The sequence below is a fragment of the Anaeromicrobium sp. genome (assembly GCF_025210435.1).
Classification (GTDB): Bacteria; Bacillota; Clostridia; order Peptostreptococcales; family Thermotaleaceae; genus Anaeromicrobium.
In genome coordinates this window covers 39,668-56,555 of record NZ_JAOART010000142.1, presented here as the reverse complement: position 1 = coordinate 56,555, position 16,888 = coordinate 39,668, and the positions used below count along the sequence as shown (strand labels likewise).

At 27.3% G+C, this 16,888-nt stretch carries 16 protein-coding genes; all 16 read right to left on the bottom strand.

What is annotated here, in order from left to right:
- Window positions 1-216 precede the first annotated feature (216 nt).
- The 16 genes from N4A57_RS17405 to rlmD all read right to left on the bottom strand — a co-directional run bounded on the left by N4A57_RS17405 (window position 217) and on the right by rlmD (window position 16,716).
- The gene (locus N4A57_RS17405) at window positions 217-1,164 is read right to left on the bottom strand and encodes a tetratricopeptide repeat protein (RefSeq protein ID WP_293659352.1); all 948 of its coding nucleotides are present in this window, start codon (window positions 1,162-1,164) and stop codon (window positions 217-219) included.
- A 996-nt stretch (window positions 1,165-2,160) separates the two neighbouring features.
- A complete protein-coding gene (locus N4A57_RS17400) occupies window positions 2,161-2,802 on the bottom strand; it encodes a hypothetical protein (protein WP_293659349.1) in 642 nt (213 codons plus the stop codon).
- 95 nt (window positions 2,803-2,897) lie between these two features.
- Complete coding sequence (locus N4A57_RS17395; protein ID WP_293659348.1) at window positions 2,898-3,488, bottom strand: hypothetical protein; 591 nt, start codon at window positions 3,486-3,488, stop codon at window positions 2,898-2,900.
- 50 nt (window positions 3,489-3,538) lie between these two features.
- Entirely contained in the window at window positions 3,539-4,444 is a 906-nt protein-coding gene (locus N4A57_RS17390) for a hypothetical protein (protein ID WP_293659347.1), read from the bottom strand.
- An 84-nt stretch (window positions 4,445-4,528) separates the two neighbouring features.
- Window positions 4,529-6,037, bottom strand: a complete 1,509-nt coding sequence (locus tag N4A57_RS17385) for a TnsD family Tn7-like transposition protein (protein WP_293659346.1) — start codon at window positions 6,035-6,037, stop codon at window positions 4,529-4,531.
- Complete coding sequence (locus N4A57_RS17380; RefSeq protein ID WP_293659345.1) at window positions 6,037-6,687, bottom strand: hypothetical protein; 651 nt, start codon at window positions 6,685-6,687, stop codon at window positions 6,037-6,039. The genes N4A57_RS17385 and N4A57_RS17380 overlap by 1 nt, the downstream gene beginning before the upstream one ends.
- Complete coding sequence (locus N4A57_RS17375) at window positions 6,684-7,460, bottom strand: ATP-binding protein (protein WP_293659344.1); 777 nt, start codon at window positions 7,458-7,460, stop codon at window positions 6,684-6,686. The genes N4A57_RS17380 and N4A57_RS17375 overlap by 4 nt, the downstream gene beginning before the upstream one ends.
- Window positions 7,461-7,494: 34 nt before the next feature.
- On the bottom strand, window positions 7,495-9,615 hold the full coding sequence (locus tag N4A57_RS17370) for a transposase (protein ID WP_293659343.1): 2,121 nt from the start codon (window positions 9,613-9,615) through the stop codon (window positions 7,495-7,497).
- A gap of 12 nt (window positions 9,616-9,627) precedes the next feature.
- A complete protein-coding gene (locus N4A57_RS17365; RefSeq protein ID WP_293659342.1) occupies window positions 9,628-10,422 on the bottom strand; it encodes a TnsA endonuclease N-terminal domain-containing protein in 795 nt (264 codons plus the stop codon).
- 481 nt (window positions 10,423-10,903) lie between these two features.
- The gene (locus N4A57_RS17360) at window positions 10,904-11,788 is read right to left on the bottom strand and encodes a hypothetical protein (RefSeq protein ID WP_293659341.1); all 885 of its coding nucleotides are present in this window, start codon (window positions 11,786-11,788) and stop codon (window positions 10,904-10,906) included.
- Window positions 11,789-11,869: 81 nt separating this feature from the next.
- Window positions 11,870-12,028: a hypothetical protein gene (locus N4A57_RS17355; protein WP_293659340.1), complete on the bottom strand. Its 159-nt coding sequence runs from the start codon at window positions 12,026-12,028 to the stop codon at window positions 11,870-11,872.
- 218 nt (window positions 12,029-12,246) lie between these two features.
- Complete coding sequence (locus tag N4A57_RS17350) at window positions 12,247-13,119, bottom strand: hypothetical protein (protein ID WP_293659339.1); 873 nt, start codon at window positions 13,117-13,119, stop codon at window positions 12,247-12,249.
- An 80-nt stretch (window positions 13,120-13,199) separates the two neighbouring features.
- Window positions 13,200-13,799 (bottom strand): hypothetical protein, encoded by a 600-nt coding sequence (locus N4A57_RS17345; RefSeq protein ID WP_293659338.1) that lies wholly within the window; start codon window positions 13,797-13,799, stop codon window positions 13,200-13,202.
- Between the two features lie 20 nt (window positions 13,800-13,819).
- A complete protein-coding gene (locus N4A57_RS17340; RefSeq protein ID WP_293659337.1) occupies window positions 13,820-14,128 on the bottom strand; it encodes a PD-(D/E)XK nuclease family protein in 309 nt (102 codons plus the stop codon).
- Window positions 14,129-14,343: 215 nt separating this feature from the next.
- The gene (locus N4A57_RS17335) at window positions 14,344-15,066 is read right to left on the bottom strand and encodes an HNH endonuclease signature motif containing protein (protein WP_293659336.1); all 723 of its coding nucleotides are present in this window, start codon (window positions 15,064-15,066) and stop codon (window positions 14,344-14,346) included.
- Window positions 15,067-15,351: 285 nt separating this feature from the next.
- Entirely contained in the window at window positions 15,352-16,716 is a 1,365-nt protein-coding gene (gene rlmD, locus N4A57_RS17330) for a 23S rRNA (uracil(1939)-C(5))-methyltransferase RlmD (RefSeq protein WP_293659335.1), read from the bottom strand.
- Window positions 16,717-16,888 lie beyond the last annotated feature (172 nt).

The window sequence follows — 16,888 nt, the reverse complement described above, 5'->3', positions numbered from 1 at the left end:
CTATAAAAAGAATCATGTATGGCAAAGCAAGTTTCCAATTATTAAGAAAAAAAGTTATGTCTGTATAAATATTAATGGATATAAATTACAATTAATATCTCTTTTAAATTGTTTTAAATTCACCAAGATTAACGAAGAACCTTAAAAGTAGTCCAAATAATAATTTATTTTAGTCCATCAAGTGGACTAGAAAATTTCCATTTAAGTATATATTATTTACAAGCTCTTTCTTAATTTATTTAATTCTTCTTTATATTTTATTTTTATATTATGTAGATAACCCTCTGCTTCGATTTTATCTAAACACTTCAATCCTGAATGACCATGTCTTTTAACAAGGATTGTACAATATTTTAAAGCTTTATCTATGTCTTCTTCTTCATTAATATTATTTAATGCCTTAATAAGTAATTCTATTGTTTCTAAATTATTTTCATTAAGACAATATACTTTTTCGAAATATCCAACTGATTTTCGTAAATTACCTAATTTATATTCTATCATCCCAATATTTTTTAATGTACCTATTTTTTCTCCTGTATTATCTAAATCCAAAGATTTTTGAAAATACTCTTTTGCTTTATACAGACTATTTTGTTCATAATACACAACTCCAAGATTACAATATGTATTTGACAACCTAACTTTACTTATTAATCCAGGATACCTCTCGTTTAATTTCAATATTTTATTATAGCAATCAAATCTAATCTCTTTAGAATCATAATATTTCATTCGAAAAGCATCATCTGCTCTAATAAAAGAAACTTCAACTTCTATTTCAGCGGACTTTTTATCAAAATTATCTATAGCGCTTTTAATTCTATTTTTATTGCCGTTATTATCATTTTCTAATTGTTTAAACTTTAATTGATATTCAATCAAATTTGCTCTCACTTGTTCTAATTCTTTTTCCAATTCTTTTTTTATTTCATTAGATTCTTTAATTTTTAGATATTGAAATATCGAAATTGAAGCTACTATTACAGTAAAAAATATTGTTGTAACTACTAGCATATTATAAATTTTATTGATGGCATTATCTGTGGCTGCCATAATAAGATCCACTTCATTTCTAAGAGTCGTTCCCTTAGCGTTTATAACAATATTTTTAACAGCCATGCTTTTAAACATAAAATATATTATCACAGCTGTTAGCGCCATCAAAGAAATAATAAAAATTATTTCAGAAATATTGGCTCTTGAAACTTTTATTTTACTTTTTTCTAATTTAGCAATATCTCATCCCCTCTTTTCCTTTTATTAATTTCCTAGTAATTTACTTATTAATCTCAGTATATCTAATTATAACAGATTCCTTTATTTTTTACTTATTTTACCACAACGAAATACTTTAGTAACTAGTAACTAGTAAGTTTAAATTCTATCCTACAAAGGCAAACTATTATAATTATTTTCATAGTAAAAAAACATCTACCCTTAATGGATAGATGTAATTATTTTAATATTTAGTTTTGCGTATTTATATTTACATGCTAGTCCCAACCGACCCTTGTGACAACAAACCGATAGAAACTCTACACACTAGCTATTTCAACACTTACGTGTGTGAGTTTATAATAAACAATTTGCTTTTCACCCATCTGAATCCCTCATTCTTTCGTTCCAATTTAAAATAAAGTCTTTTAATATGACGCTTTTCGTTTTCCATTTTCTTTCAAGTCCATTCCAAAACTTTATTTTATTTTAAAATAAACATTTTCATTTTTGATTATTGAGCTCTTTAATTTTCTCTTTTCTTTTCCATTTAAAAATCTATTTTTTCAGCACTTATTTACTAAGATTCAGTATTTTATCTCATTATGAATCCATTTAATTTTTTCTTTAATAACCTCTATTTTTCAGGGGCTTAGAGTTAATCCATATTCTATTAGTCCTTAAATTTCTACATAAAAAAGGGGCTAGATTCAAGGCTTAAACCATGATTCTTTCCCCTTAATAATTCTATTCATATTTCCATTTTACTTCCATTTTTTTGCCCCTATATCAGACAAACTCTTTCATTCCAAGACTTTATTTTAAAAATGCAAAGAGTTTATTTTAAATTGAAAGGGGTTGTTTTAATTAGACATATTATATAATTTACTCTAATTCTATATATCGATAATATAACATGCTATTTAAACTTTTCTAACATAATTAAGCGAAAGTAATTGGATTTATCAAGGGCTTTTTAACATAATTGAATAATGTACAAGTATTTTGCATAATTAATAAGTTCAATTTCAAATGCTCTTCAACTTCTATGAATGTTATAACTTTTTTTAATAATGGAGTATACCCTGTTTTATATTTAGGAATATGTAAAACTTCTTCACTTATGTTTTTGTAAGAGTTTTTTATATCTTTGTTAGATTTAACAAATGAGTTTCCAAAACAATTCAGTAGTTCACTGCAGTCAATTAGATGATGTATTTTAGGTATACCTTTTTTACTCTTTTTATCAATTTTAAAGTCCTTCACATACTTGAAAAAAAAATTCTCATTAAATTCTTTATAAGATATATGAAAATAAACCCAAAGAACAATATATGAATATGCCTCTATCATTCTTCTTAAATTTAAATATGAGAATGTATAGTCATCTTGAATAGCACTATTATAAGACATCATTGAATACTTAATTAGTATATCTGTATAGAAGATTAATTTGTTAAATCTTGCATTAGAAGTTTGTAGGTCAAATTTATATAGTTCTTCTATTTCACTTATTAAAGTTATTCTGTTAGCTTCTAGTCTATTAATGTATTCTTGTAGCATAAACTCATTCGTCCTTAGCATATAAATATTACACCTCATTTCTAGTTCTTTATTCTTTTAATGTCTATAGTTAAATTCAAAATATTAAAATATAATTTTCTCTTATTACTATACTATTACTTACTAGTTTTTTTATCTAAATATATTTCTTCAATTTTACACATTGAATCATTAGTAAAGCAGTTCTTAGAACTTATATATTTCATTATCTCTTCTTCGAAATTTCCATAGCTACTTATAATTTTTCTTGCTCTATTTTCCGCTTCAATTTCTAGAGTTCTATCGGTATAATGTAACTTTTTTTCATCCATAATTGTTTCTATTGTTAACTTACCATTTTCAAATTGTTTGATGTGCACTAATTCATGCACAAGTGCATTTTTAATATATATATCTGCAATTTTATTGAATATGTCATTATTATGTGATATTCTACCAAATTTTCTATTAATATTTTTTCCTAAAGAATCTCTAAAAAATACAATTTTATCAACTTTAGAATAATTATTCTTAAATGTAACCCTAGCATTTACTTCTTCATTAGGCAATCCACTTTCATCATATGCAACATTTTCTATTACTATTTCGTATATATCGTTTTTTATTCCAATTACTGTTTCTATATGTTTTTTAAAACATTTAAAATCTTCACTTTTTATCATTCTTTCAATTTTCGTTGCTTTTATTTCTATATATTTAATTGCCAATATCTTCACCTTCTATTATCATATCTTCTATTTTATTACCATCACTATTTTTAAACTTCCTTAAAATTATCATAATCTTTTAAATCAATTTCATTTATGCTATCATCGATTTCATTAGAAGATATTATCCATTTATCATCTCCATTTTCCACAATAAGTTTAAATATACCCTTATACTTATGATTTTCATTACTATAAGAATTAACTTCGCTATCAATCATTCTTTTTATTTTTCCCACATCTACTTTAAAGTCACTATTAGTAATCTTATATTCTATTTGATAAAATAGTACAGTATTTTCATCAAATTTTGTGAAATTATTTCCTATAATATCAGAAATGACATTTAAATTTCTATGTAAGGTAAATTTTATTCCTTCAAAAAACTGATTACTAACATCCAAATTAAGAATATTAATTACTAAATATGCAATATTCGCCAATGACATTACTTTTTCATCGTTAATACATGAGCCATCTTTAAATTCTAAAGTTTCATTTTTTACTTCTCCCCAAACTCCATGAACTATTAAATTTCTTTTTTTTGTTAAATTTTTATACAACATATAAATGGCTTGAAATTCTTTATTTTCCAATGTATTTGGAAGATTAAATAAATTTCTATTATTATCAACTAGTTTAATTTTTTTAGCAAATTGCCATGGTACTTCATGACCATTATAATCTATTATAAACTCAATAAACATATCTATAATTTTAAAACTTGATGTGAAAATTAATGGTAGAAGATTTTTGTTGATAAAGCTATTAATCTTATTTCCCGCCAAACTATCGCTAAGATTCAATAAATGAGATTCATATTCATGATTTAAAAATGCAATACCGCCTCTTAATTTGACACCTGTATTAATAGATTTTATTGTTAATGATTCTTTAAGTAAAATTTTTTCATAACCAATACTTTCATTAAACTTTTCCAATGCTTTGTCTGCCATTCTCAAAACTCCTTTAAATACAAATTATTCTATAAATTATACTATCAATATTACTCCTTATTTTGGTAAATTTCAAATGTATTTTTAATATTGTAGACCTAATTGCTCTAATATGAAATTTTTAACTTCATCTTTATTTATCCCCCCAAATCCCGCATACAACTGAATCTTATATGTAGTAATGGTCATCTCCTTTTCTAACATCTCATTAATAGCCCATTTAATCTTTCTTATTCTATAACTCTCAATATCCTCTTTAACCTTTTCAATATATTCATGCGTCTTGACCAGTTTCTTATTATTGAACCACGTATTGAATCCTAATTTTCTTCTTATAGTGGATTTGCATATTCTTACAGGCTTACCCTCTTGATTTAGTAATTGTTCCACTGCCTTTTTGACCAATACTAAACATTCTGCATCTCTCTTTTCCCAATTAATTAAGTTAGATTTTTCTTTTTTCTTTTTAGGAGCTGGCGATACCTGTTCATACCATTCCCTATCATGTTTATAAATCCAAGTATGTATTCCTTTTGCTATTTTCTTTAATTCTGAACGTGTTGCATCTGGGTTATCTTTTATAATTTGTATCCATTTTTCTCTCATTTCATCTCTATCTAACTTTGGTATAGGTATATGATTTACCTTACGTTTTCCTATTACTTGTTTGCATTGAAATAAATGTTTTACTTCTACTCCAAGGAATTGCAACAATAACAAATGTCTTAATGGATTTCTATTCTTACCATTATGCCTTATAAATACTCTTAGCCAATTATATTCTTTTTCTATATCAATATCACTTTGAAGCAACTGCAAATACTCGTGAGAATAAAAATTTACAAATTCCCTCTGAAATTCTTTCATATATATGGCTCCTGATGAAGCTGTAAGACCTCTATCTCTTAATCTATCTATATAAAAATCAATTATAAAATCTAATTCTTTTCTCTCAACATCATTTCTCAATAAATAATTTACCTGTCTAATCAATTGTAGATTTAGCTCTTTAAATCTAGGATTTATAATTTTATTCTCCCCTATATCAACACATGTTTCCTCATATGCACAAGAATACTGAACTCTACAGTTAATTGGTGTTACATCACTATCCAATAGCTCACATTCATGTTCTAAGCAATAAAAAACTCCTGGAATCTGATGCAATCTTCTCCAATAACTTTCTCCATATTTTTTCATGTCCTCTTTGAAGCATATAGGACAAAACTTCAAATACTTATTCATTCTTATTTGGCTACTGCAAATTCCAACTTTATTAAAAAAACTATGCCCATTTGAAACAGACATAGCATCATAAATTTCTTTTGATTTATCTGGTGATAAAAAAGCTGTATAAAAGGGATACATCGTATGGTTTTTTATAATTATATCCTCTGTAATTTTTGAGGTATAGGGTAAATTACTTACAATACCACTTATATGTGGTGGAAAATATATAGATGTTAGTGTTACCTCTTTACCATATAAATCTTTTACCAATGCCTTAGTGCTAATAATTCCATTCATACGTCTATAACGGGATATAATATCATAAAGCAAAGAATCTTTATATAAAAGTGGAAAACAATTCATCAATTTATATCACCTACCTCTAGGAACTCTAAGTTATCTATTAATCCATTGCTAACAAACACTACATGAACAGTTAAATTCTTTTTTACTCCTTCATTTACAAGCACACGAATATCATCTTGCGGTAAATCCTCTACTTTTATTTTTTTATTCCTAGTCTTTGTTTTTACTGTTTGCTCAATATTTATTTCTTGCTTTTTATCTATCTTATTTTCTTTGACTATAGTTCTTCTATTAATAGATGGTCTTATCTGGTCTTTGGGTACTATTATATTTCCTACTTCTTCAATCCTTCTAATATCTTCATACTGCATTATTTTATAAGGGTTTTTCGAGCGAATAGCTGCTAACATAGGTTTCATAAGTCTAAACTCTTCATCCGCCACTTTCTCAATTAATTCTGAAGTAAGCTCTTCTTTTCCTATACTTATAGCCTTATATTGAGAATTTACTAATAGCTTCACTATTAGGTCTGATATTCCTTGAGTTTTCTCATATATCAAATTTGTTATTTCATCAGTTAATTTAGTCTCTTTTCTTACCCATTGATATTTCCATATACCATTTAAAAATAATCTAAACTCCTTATCATTGTTCATATTATTCCATATGACCTCACCATTACCCGTAACTCTTCTAGCAATCCTCAACTCAAACTATTGATAAGAGTGACGAAATAATTCATTATCTGTGATACATTCTTTGATAAGTTTTGTAATTCATCTATGATAAGCATTCCTAAATTCACACTTTGTGCAGCCTTACCCATAAGTGGCATCATTGCATCCACCGAAAGATTTCTAGATACATACCTCTTAAAATTCTCTGTTCCTAATAATTCATCGATTTTCATAAAGAATTGAAGAGTTAAAGCCTTCAGACTTGAATTATGTGGTGCTTCCAATTTAAGCCACGTCAATTGCATATTATTAAAATGTTGCTCCTTGTAATAGTTATGGCAAATGATTTGAGGGATATGGCTTAAAATACGATTCACAGTTGTTGTCTTTCCCATGCCAGAAAATCCAATAACAAGACCAGAGCTTGCCGTCGTTCTAAAATTCATATTATTGCTTATCTCATATTTCTTATTTATAAGAGATTCCCCAGTTTCATTCACATATCTTTTGTAATTTTTATCATAAGGATTTCTTGCAATATAACCTTGCCTAATAAGAGAATTCACCATATTCCATATCTCTATATGCCTTGGTAACGGCTGAAATACTTTATATAATCTTTGTATAATATGAAGTCGTATCGTAGCATCTAATTCTTTTTCTTCTTTTTTCATTGTTGGTGTCAACATGAGCTTTCTTATAATTTCTTCTTTCTTGTATAAAGGAGGTAATGCTTGAATAAAAGGATTATTATTATACTCTTCAATTTCTGACTCTTTATAAACTGCTTCTATTGCCTCCATCCCATTGGGCAAATATATTTTTTTATCCATTTACTCACCTTATTTCTTCTTGTATTTGTGTAAATATATCAAATTCATCATATTCTTTTTCAATTGTTCCTTCACTTATAATATTCTTAGATTCTTCCCCTATTACAATAGCTTCTTTATATAATTCCTTTTCTATCTTATTATTTTCTGTAATACCTTTAAGTCTTTGTGATTTTGATAAAGTATCATCTTTTTGAATTTCAGCCTTCTCTCTTGCCTTCCCAACAATTTCTTCTATTTCACCATATAATTTAATTTTATGCTGAAGCTCTTTCTCTTTACTTTTTGTCTCCATCTCCTTCTCATGTTGCTGAAACTCATCATATTCATCCATGCTCAAACCTTTATATTTACTCAAATGCTCTAATAGGGATAGGGTTTTATAGTTTCTCCCTTCTTCATCTAAAACATATATATTGGTTAAATCACGAGGGTCATATGCCACTTTTATTTTCCAGCTTCCACTACTTCGTGCCTTCTGAAACCACCCATCCTTTAGTGCATATTCACATGCATACAACATTTTCTTAAAAGCTACTCCTCTAGAACTGACCGTTGCCTCTTCTCTTGGAAGTAAATTTAGTTTAATAATATTTTCTGGAAATTTCCTTAACATGCCCTTTTTATTCTCAATTCCATATTTCCATATTTTAATCGGTATCTTCTCTATACTTTCCTCAACAACCATATCGTCAATAATATAATTACTTAAAACATGGTGATTATTATGAAAAAGTACACACTTTATCACTATTTTAGTGAATTCCTTTAGAGTTAGATTGGCTTGTAATCGATAATCCTTTTCTCCTCTCCCTACTTTATTGATACCATTTGTAACTGCTCCATCAACGAATGGTTTTAATTTTAAATTGATGGAACCAAAGGACCTTTCGATGATGCCTTTGTAATCAGCTCTATAAGGAGGACTATTTTGAATAATTATTCCTAAATTCTCTATTGCTTGCTCAATTTGACCATTTACTAATTCTCCTCTATCAGCCAAAATACGCAAAGGTATTGCATTAGGCCATTCTTCCTCATCTATATCTATTCCATATTTTGAGCAGTACTCTTTTTTACTTGTCATGCTATTTATTAATGCCATCATTGCTCCTGTATATGAGTTGAAAGATTCTAAAGTTACATGAACACCAACAATGCCTCTTGAATATACATCTATTACAAAATATAAAACAGGACGAGATATTATCAAATTTCTATCAAGGGAACTTACCAAGTAAATATCTGCAATAGTACTATCTATCTGATATAAACTCCCTGGACCAAATTCAGCATCCGTTATTGAATTACCAATTATACTTCTATAATTCTGATAATATATTCTATCCCCTTGCCTCTTCATTACTTCTTTTTTACTATCATTAAACTTCTTGAACCAATAGTAAAATTGATGATAAGTTGGTATTTTAGAGCTATCTTCTAAAATAGGAACTTTCACACCATTTTGAATAGCATAATCCTTGACAAAATAATCTTTTATAATTAGTTCATATGTTGTTTTTATGCTATTTCTTCTGTCGTTATAGTAGTATTTATTTAATCCAGTTTTAAATATTTTCTTCATATTATTATCCACATTTACCCCTGTATTTGTTCCAATAATTATTGGTCTTCCTCTCTTATTTGCTGATATACTTCTTTCTTTCCCTCTACCTCCACAATTAAGATATTTAGGTAATAAACTGTTTTTTGTCTTTCCACCTTTCCAAAATCGAATCAAATAATTTTTTATAGTGTTCTCACTTATATCATAACGAGTAGCTGCTTCTTTAATAACAGGTGTTCTATATTTGCTAATATAGAGGTTTTTCTCTTCTAGCTTATTACTTAACACATACTGCACAACTTCCCAAATTTCATCTCTTTTTTGTAATTCTAATGGTTTTATCTCTTCCTCTATAATCAATGGAGTATAATCATCACCTTCTAAGATGCTTGCACATTCTTGCTTTAAATCCTTTTCCAATTGTTCTATTTTGTTAATATACGGCCATCTATTTACATCCATACTGATAAGAATACTAACTTGAGCTAAATTATCTATATATAAAATTCTTGCAATTTTACCATTTGTATATTTAATTAATGCATTTTCATAAATCATTCTCTCCCTCCTTTACGCATACCCTATGACTATATCTTCTACTGTAGAATTTAAATCTACTTTTAACCTCATATCAATATTAATTGTTCTTTTGGCTATCAAATATCTGAATAAATATAGTCCTGTCCCATCTTCTAGTTCTTTGATACGGTCAAATTCCTTTAATAAGTCTTTTAATCGAATATGGCTATTATTTTGTAAAAAAGAATATAATTCATTTGATAAAGTATAAATGTCTAATCCACTATCTTTTTCATTAATTACCGTTTCTCTAACCCATTCAATATTCTTACAAAATTGTCTGTTTAGCTCTTTGTTCGTTATGACTTTAAAGTCAATTCCTTTTGCATGCCAATATCGTCTTTCTATCTCCAGTTTTTCAATGATAGTTTTTCTATTAAATTCAGAGCAGTTTTTTACAGCTCTCGCAATATATTTTGTTGAACCTCCGTCTTTTAGTGTTAATAAAAAATTTGTGGTCAATACAAAATACTCACCACTCTTTGAATCCTTAAACTTATCAAATCTTAAAGTCTCTTTATCATCAATTACATTAAAAATATCAATTAGGGGGTAACTCTCCCTTATATCAATAACCTTAGGACTGAATTCAAATAGTAAGAATGCTCTTAACTGATTATCAGAATGTAGATGGTGGATTCTATTGCTTTTGATTCCATATATTCTACTTGCTCTACCTTTTGAGGAAAATTCATTTATCTTTGTCCAAAGAATATAACTAGAACCTTCTCCCTTTCCTCGATTTTCTTGATTATATTTTCTTAGGTCTTTCTTGCTAAAATTCAAATTTCCTCTCCCTTTCATGCTTTTACTTCTTACATTTTTTATTACGTTTATATGCCCACCAAAGAATTATAATTCCATATGTAATTGCTAGGAACCATATAATCGGACTCATTACTATTAAAGATATCAGCATAATAAACGTAAGAATATGCAATGGATTTGATATATCAATTGTTATATAAATTTTGTTTCTCTTTTTATCATCTTTAAAGTACTTATTTTCAATGTAGATGTTAAAAACTATTAGAGCGATGCTACAAGCACAATTAACAAAATAGGCTAACTCGCTCATGATTAATCACCTCATTTCTTCACAGATAAAACAAAAGATGCCTTTCCATATCTGCAAATTAGTCACTTTTTTTAAAGTAATAATTGCATCTATGAAAAGACACCTCTATATTCAAATTATTTTATTATAAATTGATATAACTTTATTATACCGCTTCAAAATGTATTTTTGTAGCCTTTACCTAAAACACTATAAATCTTCTGCCATTGCATATAATATATTTATTATATAGTCTGCTAACATCTCTATATCATTTAAATTAGGACGACTGCCAGAATCATGGGAATAATCATTCATTATCCATCTTTTTTTCTGTTCAATTAACTTATCCATATTGGTGTTATTTTTTTTAACATCTTGTTCAAGCTGATTTAATGTTTTCTTTCTATAATTAGCAGTTGTAATATAATTACTATTTAGGTTAATATTATAGAACTTTAATGCTCTCTCCAATAGAACTCTCAATGAATTTCCCATATTACTAATTTTCATATAATCATATTTATTTGTGTTCTTAGCATCACTTTTTATTGATTCTACCTGTTCTTCAATATCTATTAAATTCATAAATCTAAGAAAATCTGTTGTATATTCAATATTAGGACCTGGTTTGCGAGTTAAAACCACACTAAAAAAAGGCATATCATTTATAATACATTGATAAACTTTATTGTTCTTAATATATCTCAATTCTGAAAAAAAGTCAGCACTACTTGATACAATCGGATGATTATTCGGAAGTCCTAAACTCCTTCTTATATCTCTATGTTCCATTCTGAACATTTTAATAACTATATATTCTCTTCCATCCATATTAACTACTTTTATTTTTTCAATCTGTCCTCCCAAATATATATAATGTGCTTGAAAAATATCAATTACCTCATCCATATTTTGTATATCATAATTTTTCCAATATAATTTAAAAAATCCATTTTTCTCTTCAATATGTATTATTTCATCGAAAAAATAGAATGAAAGTAAGTCCGCTACAACTTGATTATTATTTTTAGAAATATAAAGCTCTAGAATTTTTTTAATATCTGCATAATCTCTATATTCAATCATACCCATAACACTTATTCCCCCTAGATTATATTCATTACAAATAAAACTAAATAATGCAAAGTTTCATTTTACTATTCTTATAGTTCATCACTTTGGTATTAATATTTTAACATCTTTATCTATACTTACAAATATAAAATAAATATTTAAATTTTGTAGTAACCATCTCTTTATCTGTTTACATTGATTATAATATTGAGGAATATCTGTTACTGCTATGGCATATATCGCATCATCTTCTTCCATTCTCTGAAGCAACTGTCCTAAGCAGGGCACCCTACCGCTTATTTAAGTGGTAAACTTCTTCTATGAAAAGACCCCTCTATATCTATATTATTTTTTTATTGGATATAACTTTATTATACCGCTTATTTCCATAAATCAGCACTAATTATTGTAATTACCACACTCTGGAACTTATATATATTTTTTAATTATCAATACTTTGGGTTATATAGTATAACTTAAATTCGCTCCTTAATCTCTTCAATCAAATAAATATCTTTGCTGCTCACATCTATTCCATCTTTAAGTCGTATAATTGGGTTATCATGTCCATCCCAATTTGAATACATATCTTTAATCAAAAAATATAATAAATATCTGTATATCAGAAATACTTTTCTTTTATAATTTAAATATTTATTATTATCAAATGTAAGATTATTTACATCTACCCAAAAAGTCACTTTAAAAGTTTTATTTTGATATTGCCAATCGTTTATTAATTCATTCTTTTTTATTACTCTAGCAATATTTTCAAGTATCTCTGGATAATATTGAATATGTCTTACATTTCCATTTGATTCAAGCTCTTTATTGAATAAGAATCCATTGACACATTTATCTGGCCCATAAAAACTATTTCCTTCAAACCTTCTTGAAATCATTCTAGCTGTTGGTCCATTTGACTTATTATAATAATCACTAAAATCAACTAGTATTCCATCATTATATATTCTTAAAATTCCTTTATATTTTTTAAATATAATATTATGCTTAGCAAAATGTTTTTGTAGCGTCGTTGATTCAGTTAATACATTAAATAAATTTCTTATTGGATTATTCTCTAATTCTTTTTTATTTTTTCTAGTTGTTAAATGTGAAATAGTTATTTTATCAATATAAACATCTTCTACACTTTTAATAGAATCACTGGATTTACTTATAATATAATTTATAAATTTTTGCACATTTATTTCTTTCACACTGTCTACACATAATAGTTCTCTTAAATTAGAGTAAATATACTCCTCAACAACGCCTTTATTTATACCGAAATTATCCACAAATGACTGATATATATTATTGCTATCTATCTTCACAATATTTTTCATTTAGATATCCTTTCCATTATGTTCAATTATACATACTCATGTATTTAAATAAAAAATTATAATTTCATATACGCAAACTCCTATTTCCAATCCAATTCACTAGTATTTTTTCTAAATTCATCTAACTCCTCTAACTTTTTTACAAACCATTCCTGTATTTCGGCTAGCTGATTTTCACTAGATATAAATTTAGAAAGTGGTTCTTTAAACCATGCATTACTTCCATCATTACCTACATATATACAATCAAAAACACTATCATCATCTTCTATAATTTCATTAAACTTACTACAATTATCATTGTTTTTTTTACACTTTATACCTACCATCAAATTAGGGATTATTTTTCCCTCATTTGCCGAAATAGAGAATCCCACATATACTTCCGAATATCCTTGTCCAAATACTTGTTCTACCCATAACCAACAACCATTACTCTCATTAATCTGTTTTACAGTAGATGTCTGTTTTGATACTCCAAAACTATCTGCCAACATACTTCTTACATTATCAAAGCATTCATTTATTTTTGAAAAGGTATAATTAACATTACTTAAAACTATCATATCTTGAAAGTTAAACTCTCCTGCACTAGACATTTCCTCACTCCTCATAAAATCTAAAAATTGTCTAACTATTTTGTTATCTTCATATCTTTTTAAAAATTTATAGACATTCATCCATCTGAACTGCTTAAAATCTATATTGGTAATGTTTTTTTATCATAATATTTGGTGCAATATCTCAAATAAACACTCTTGTTTTCCTCTTTCAGTATATTGTCAAGAATCTTGCCATATCTTTCTAGCTGTCTATCACCTTCTGTAGAATTGACCTTATTTTCAATGAAACAGATTGTATAATCATTTTCCAATACAATATCAACTATGCAATCAGTATCATTTTTTAAATAAAATTTTCTTTGAGACTGTACTCGAAAATTATCTCCTGCAATTTCTAATACATTATTTACAAAATCATTAAGTATATTAGGATTTTCTTGAAGCAAGCCTACTAAAATCTCTGTAGTATAATCTTCTAATGGTGTTTTCCCAGAATCTTTATTTTTTCTATATAACCTTAATAGTCTATTATAAATATTACCGATAGCTTTCTTCCCCCTTTTAAAATTTCAGATGAATTTTAGATTTTTATTTTTATCACATAACTCCAATTAATACAATTTTTCTAAATTCTGTTATATGTTCAACTCTCAAAACCTTCTTATTTTCTATTCTTGTTAATATATTCTTCATATTCTTCAAAAGTATTACAGTTTCTCCATGCTTCATAATCTAAAATATCATGCGGATAACTATTTAAAACATTTCTTCTAGCATTAGAATATGCTTCTTCCTTAAATATTTTCCATAGTGTTCCATCTAATCTATATTTCGCTCTAGTCACATCATCAATAAAGTCTATATAAAAAATAATTTCATCATTTCTTAATGAATAAAGTACATTTTCAAATTGGGAAATTAATTCTAAATTTTCAATTCTATTATTTTCTTTATTGCCATCTAAATGATTTATTACATTTACATCATCCCATATCCCATAATGTAAAAAATATATTATTTTATGAGCAAAAGTTCTATACTTAATTCCTTCAATTGTACTCCAAAAATGAATGTAACCTCTTTGATGTTTTCCTCCATATTTTTTATAAATACAATTATTTCTGATAATTATTTCTTTATTATCATATTTTTCTTTTATAGTTGAAAGCACTTTTGAAGTCACTTTTCTAGACCTCGAAATCCAAATACCATCTTCTAAGAACTTTATAATTTTTTTGGTCATTATAGAATATCCTTTACCATCAACTGTTATAGAGTAATAATTCGCATATTTTTTATATATTCTGCCCTCTTGAATAATAAATTTTCCTTCATCAAAATAGTCTTTCACAATTTTTAATGCTTTAGAAGTAAATTTAGCCATTATATCACCTTTTATAAGTTTTTTCTATAAAATTCTTATATATATATTGTAATCTAATAAACTAAATTTTTCCATAATTTCATAACAAATTTACCTTCAAATGTATATATAAAGATAAAAAAGGGGCTAGATTCAAGGCTTAAACCATGATTCTTTCCCCTTAATAATTCTATTCATATTTCCATTTTTACTTCCATTTTTTGCCCCTATATCAGACAAACTCTTTCATTACAAAACTTTATTTTAAAAATGCAAAGAGTTTATTTTAAAATGAAAGGGTTTGTTTTACTTAGACAACGCCTTCTCTATCCTCACTACTGTCTCAACATGAGGCGTATGAGGGAACATGTCCATGCATCTCACCTTCTTAACCTTATATCCATACTCCTGCATATCAGCCAAATTCTCGGCTAGTGACTTTGGATTGCAAGATACATACACAATCTCCTTACACTTATACCTTAATATCTTCTTAAGTGCCTTTGGATTAATACCTACCCTTGGTGGGTCTACAATAATAACCTCTGGCTTTTTAGCCAATTCATCTAACTTCTCAAATACATCCCCAGCTATAAATTGACAATTAGTAAGTCCATTTAACTTGGCATTTTCATTAGCAGCTTCAACTGCTTCCTCAATAAGTTCTATACCATATACTTCTTTAGAACGAGTTGATGCGATCTGTCCTATAGTTCCTGTTCCGCAATATAGGTCATATACAACCTTGTCCTTTGCATCTCCCATATAGTCCATAGCTATAGAGTATAGTTTTTCCGCTCCAAGTGGATTTGTTTGGAAGAATGAAAAGGCTGATATTTTAAACTTAAGACCTAATATTTCTTCGTAGAAATAGTCTCTTCCATATAATATTTCTAATTTTTCATTAGTTACACAATCAGATAAGTTGTCATTAAAAGTATGTAAATATCCAACTAACTTACCATCTAAATCTAAATTCTTAGTCATTTCAACTAATTGACTCATATCCATATCCATTTGAGTTGAAGTAACTAAATTTACTAATATCTCTTTAGTTCCTTTAGCTTTTCTAACAATAAAGTGTCTCAAAAATCCTTGGTGAGTTTTAGCATTGTAGTGTGGAACTTGTCTTTCTCTAAAATAATCTAGAGCTGTCTTTAATATCTTATTAAAATCATCGTCTACTAATTTACACTGATCTACCGTTACTACAGATTGGAAAGATCCTCTTTTGTGCATTCCAAGATTTAGTATACCACCCTTTGTTTCATCTCCAAAGGAATACTCCATCTTATTTCTATATTCATAGACTTCAGGACTTTTTTCTATTCCTTCAAATTCATATCCTTTTACTCCCGCATCATCAAGAAGCTTTTTAACTAGCTTTTCCTTTAATTTTACTTGGTCATCATACTCAACCGTTTGGTTAGCACATCCACCACATAGACCAAAGTGAGGACAAAAAGAATCCCTTTCATTTTCAGACCTACTTATAACTTCTAACAGTTTTCCCTCTGCATATTCTTTTCTTACCTTTTTAATATATACCTTTACAACTTGGCCTACGATACCATTTTTTACATATATTTTCTTACCTTCGTAATAACCGATTCCCTTTGAAGGAAATTCTACTTCTTCAATTTTTATTTCAATTATGGATTTCTTTTTCATATTATTCTCCTTTTAACTGATCTTCATATCTATAAATTTTTCAATCCTAATCTTTCCCTGTACAGTAACTTGCCTACAAGGGAAAATATATTGAAAATTTTTGGAACCCGGGAACGTCACAACATCCTATGCTACTTGAACATGACTCATGAACCTATCTACGAAGATTCAC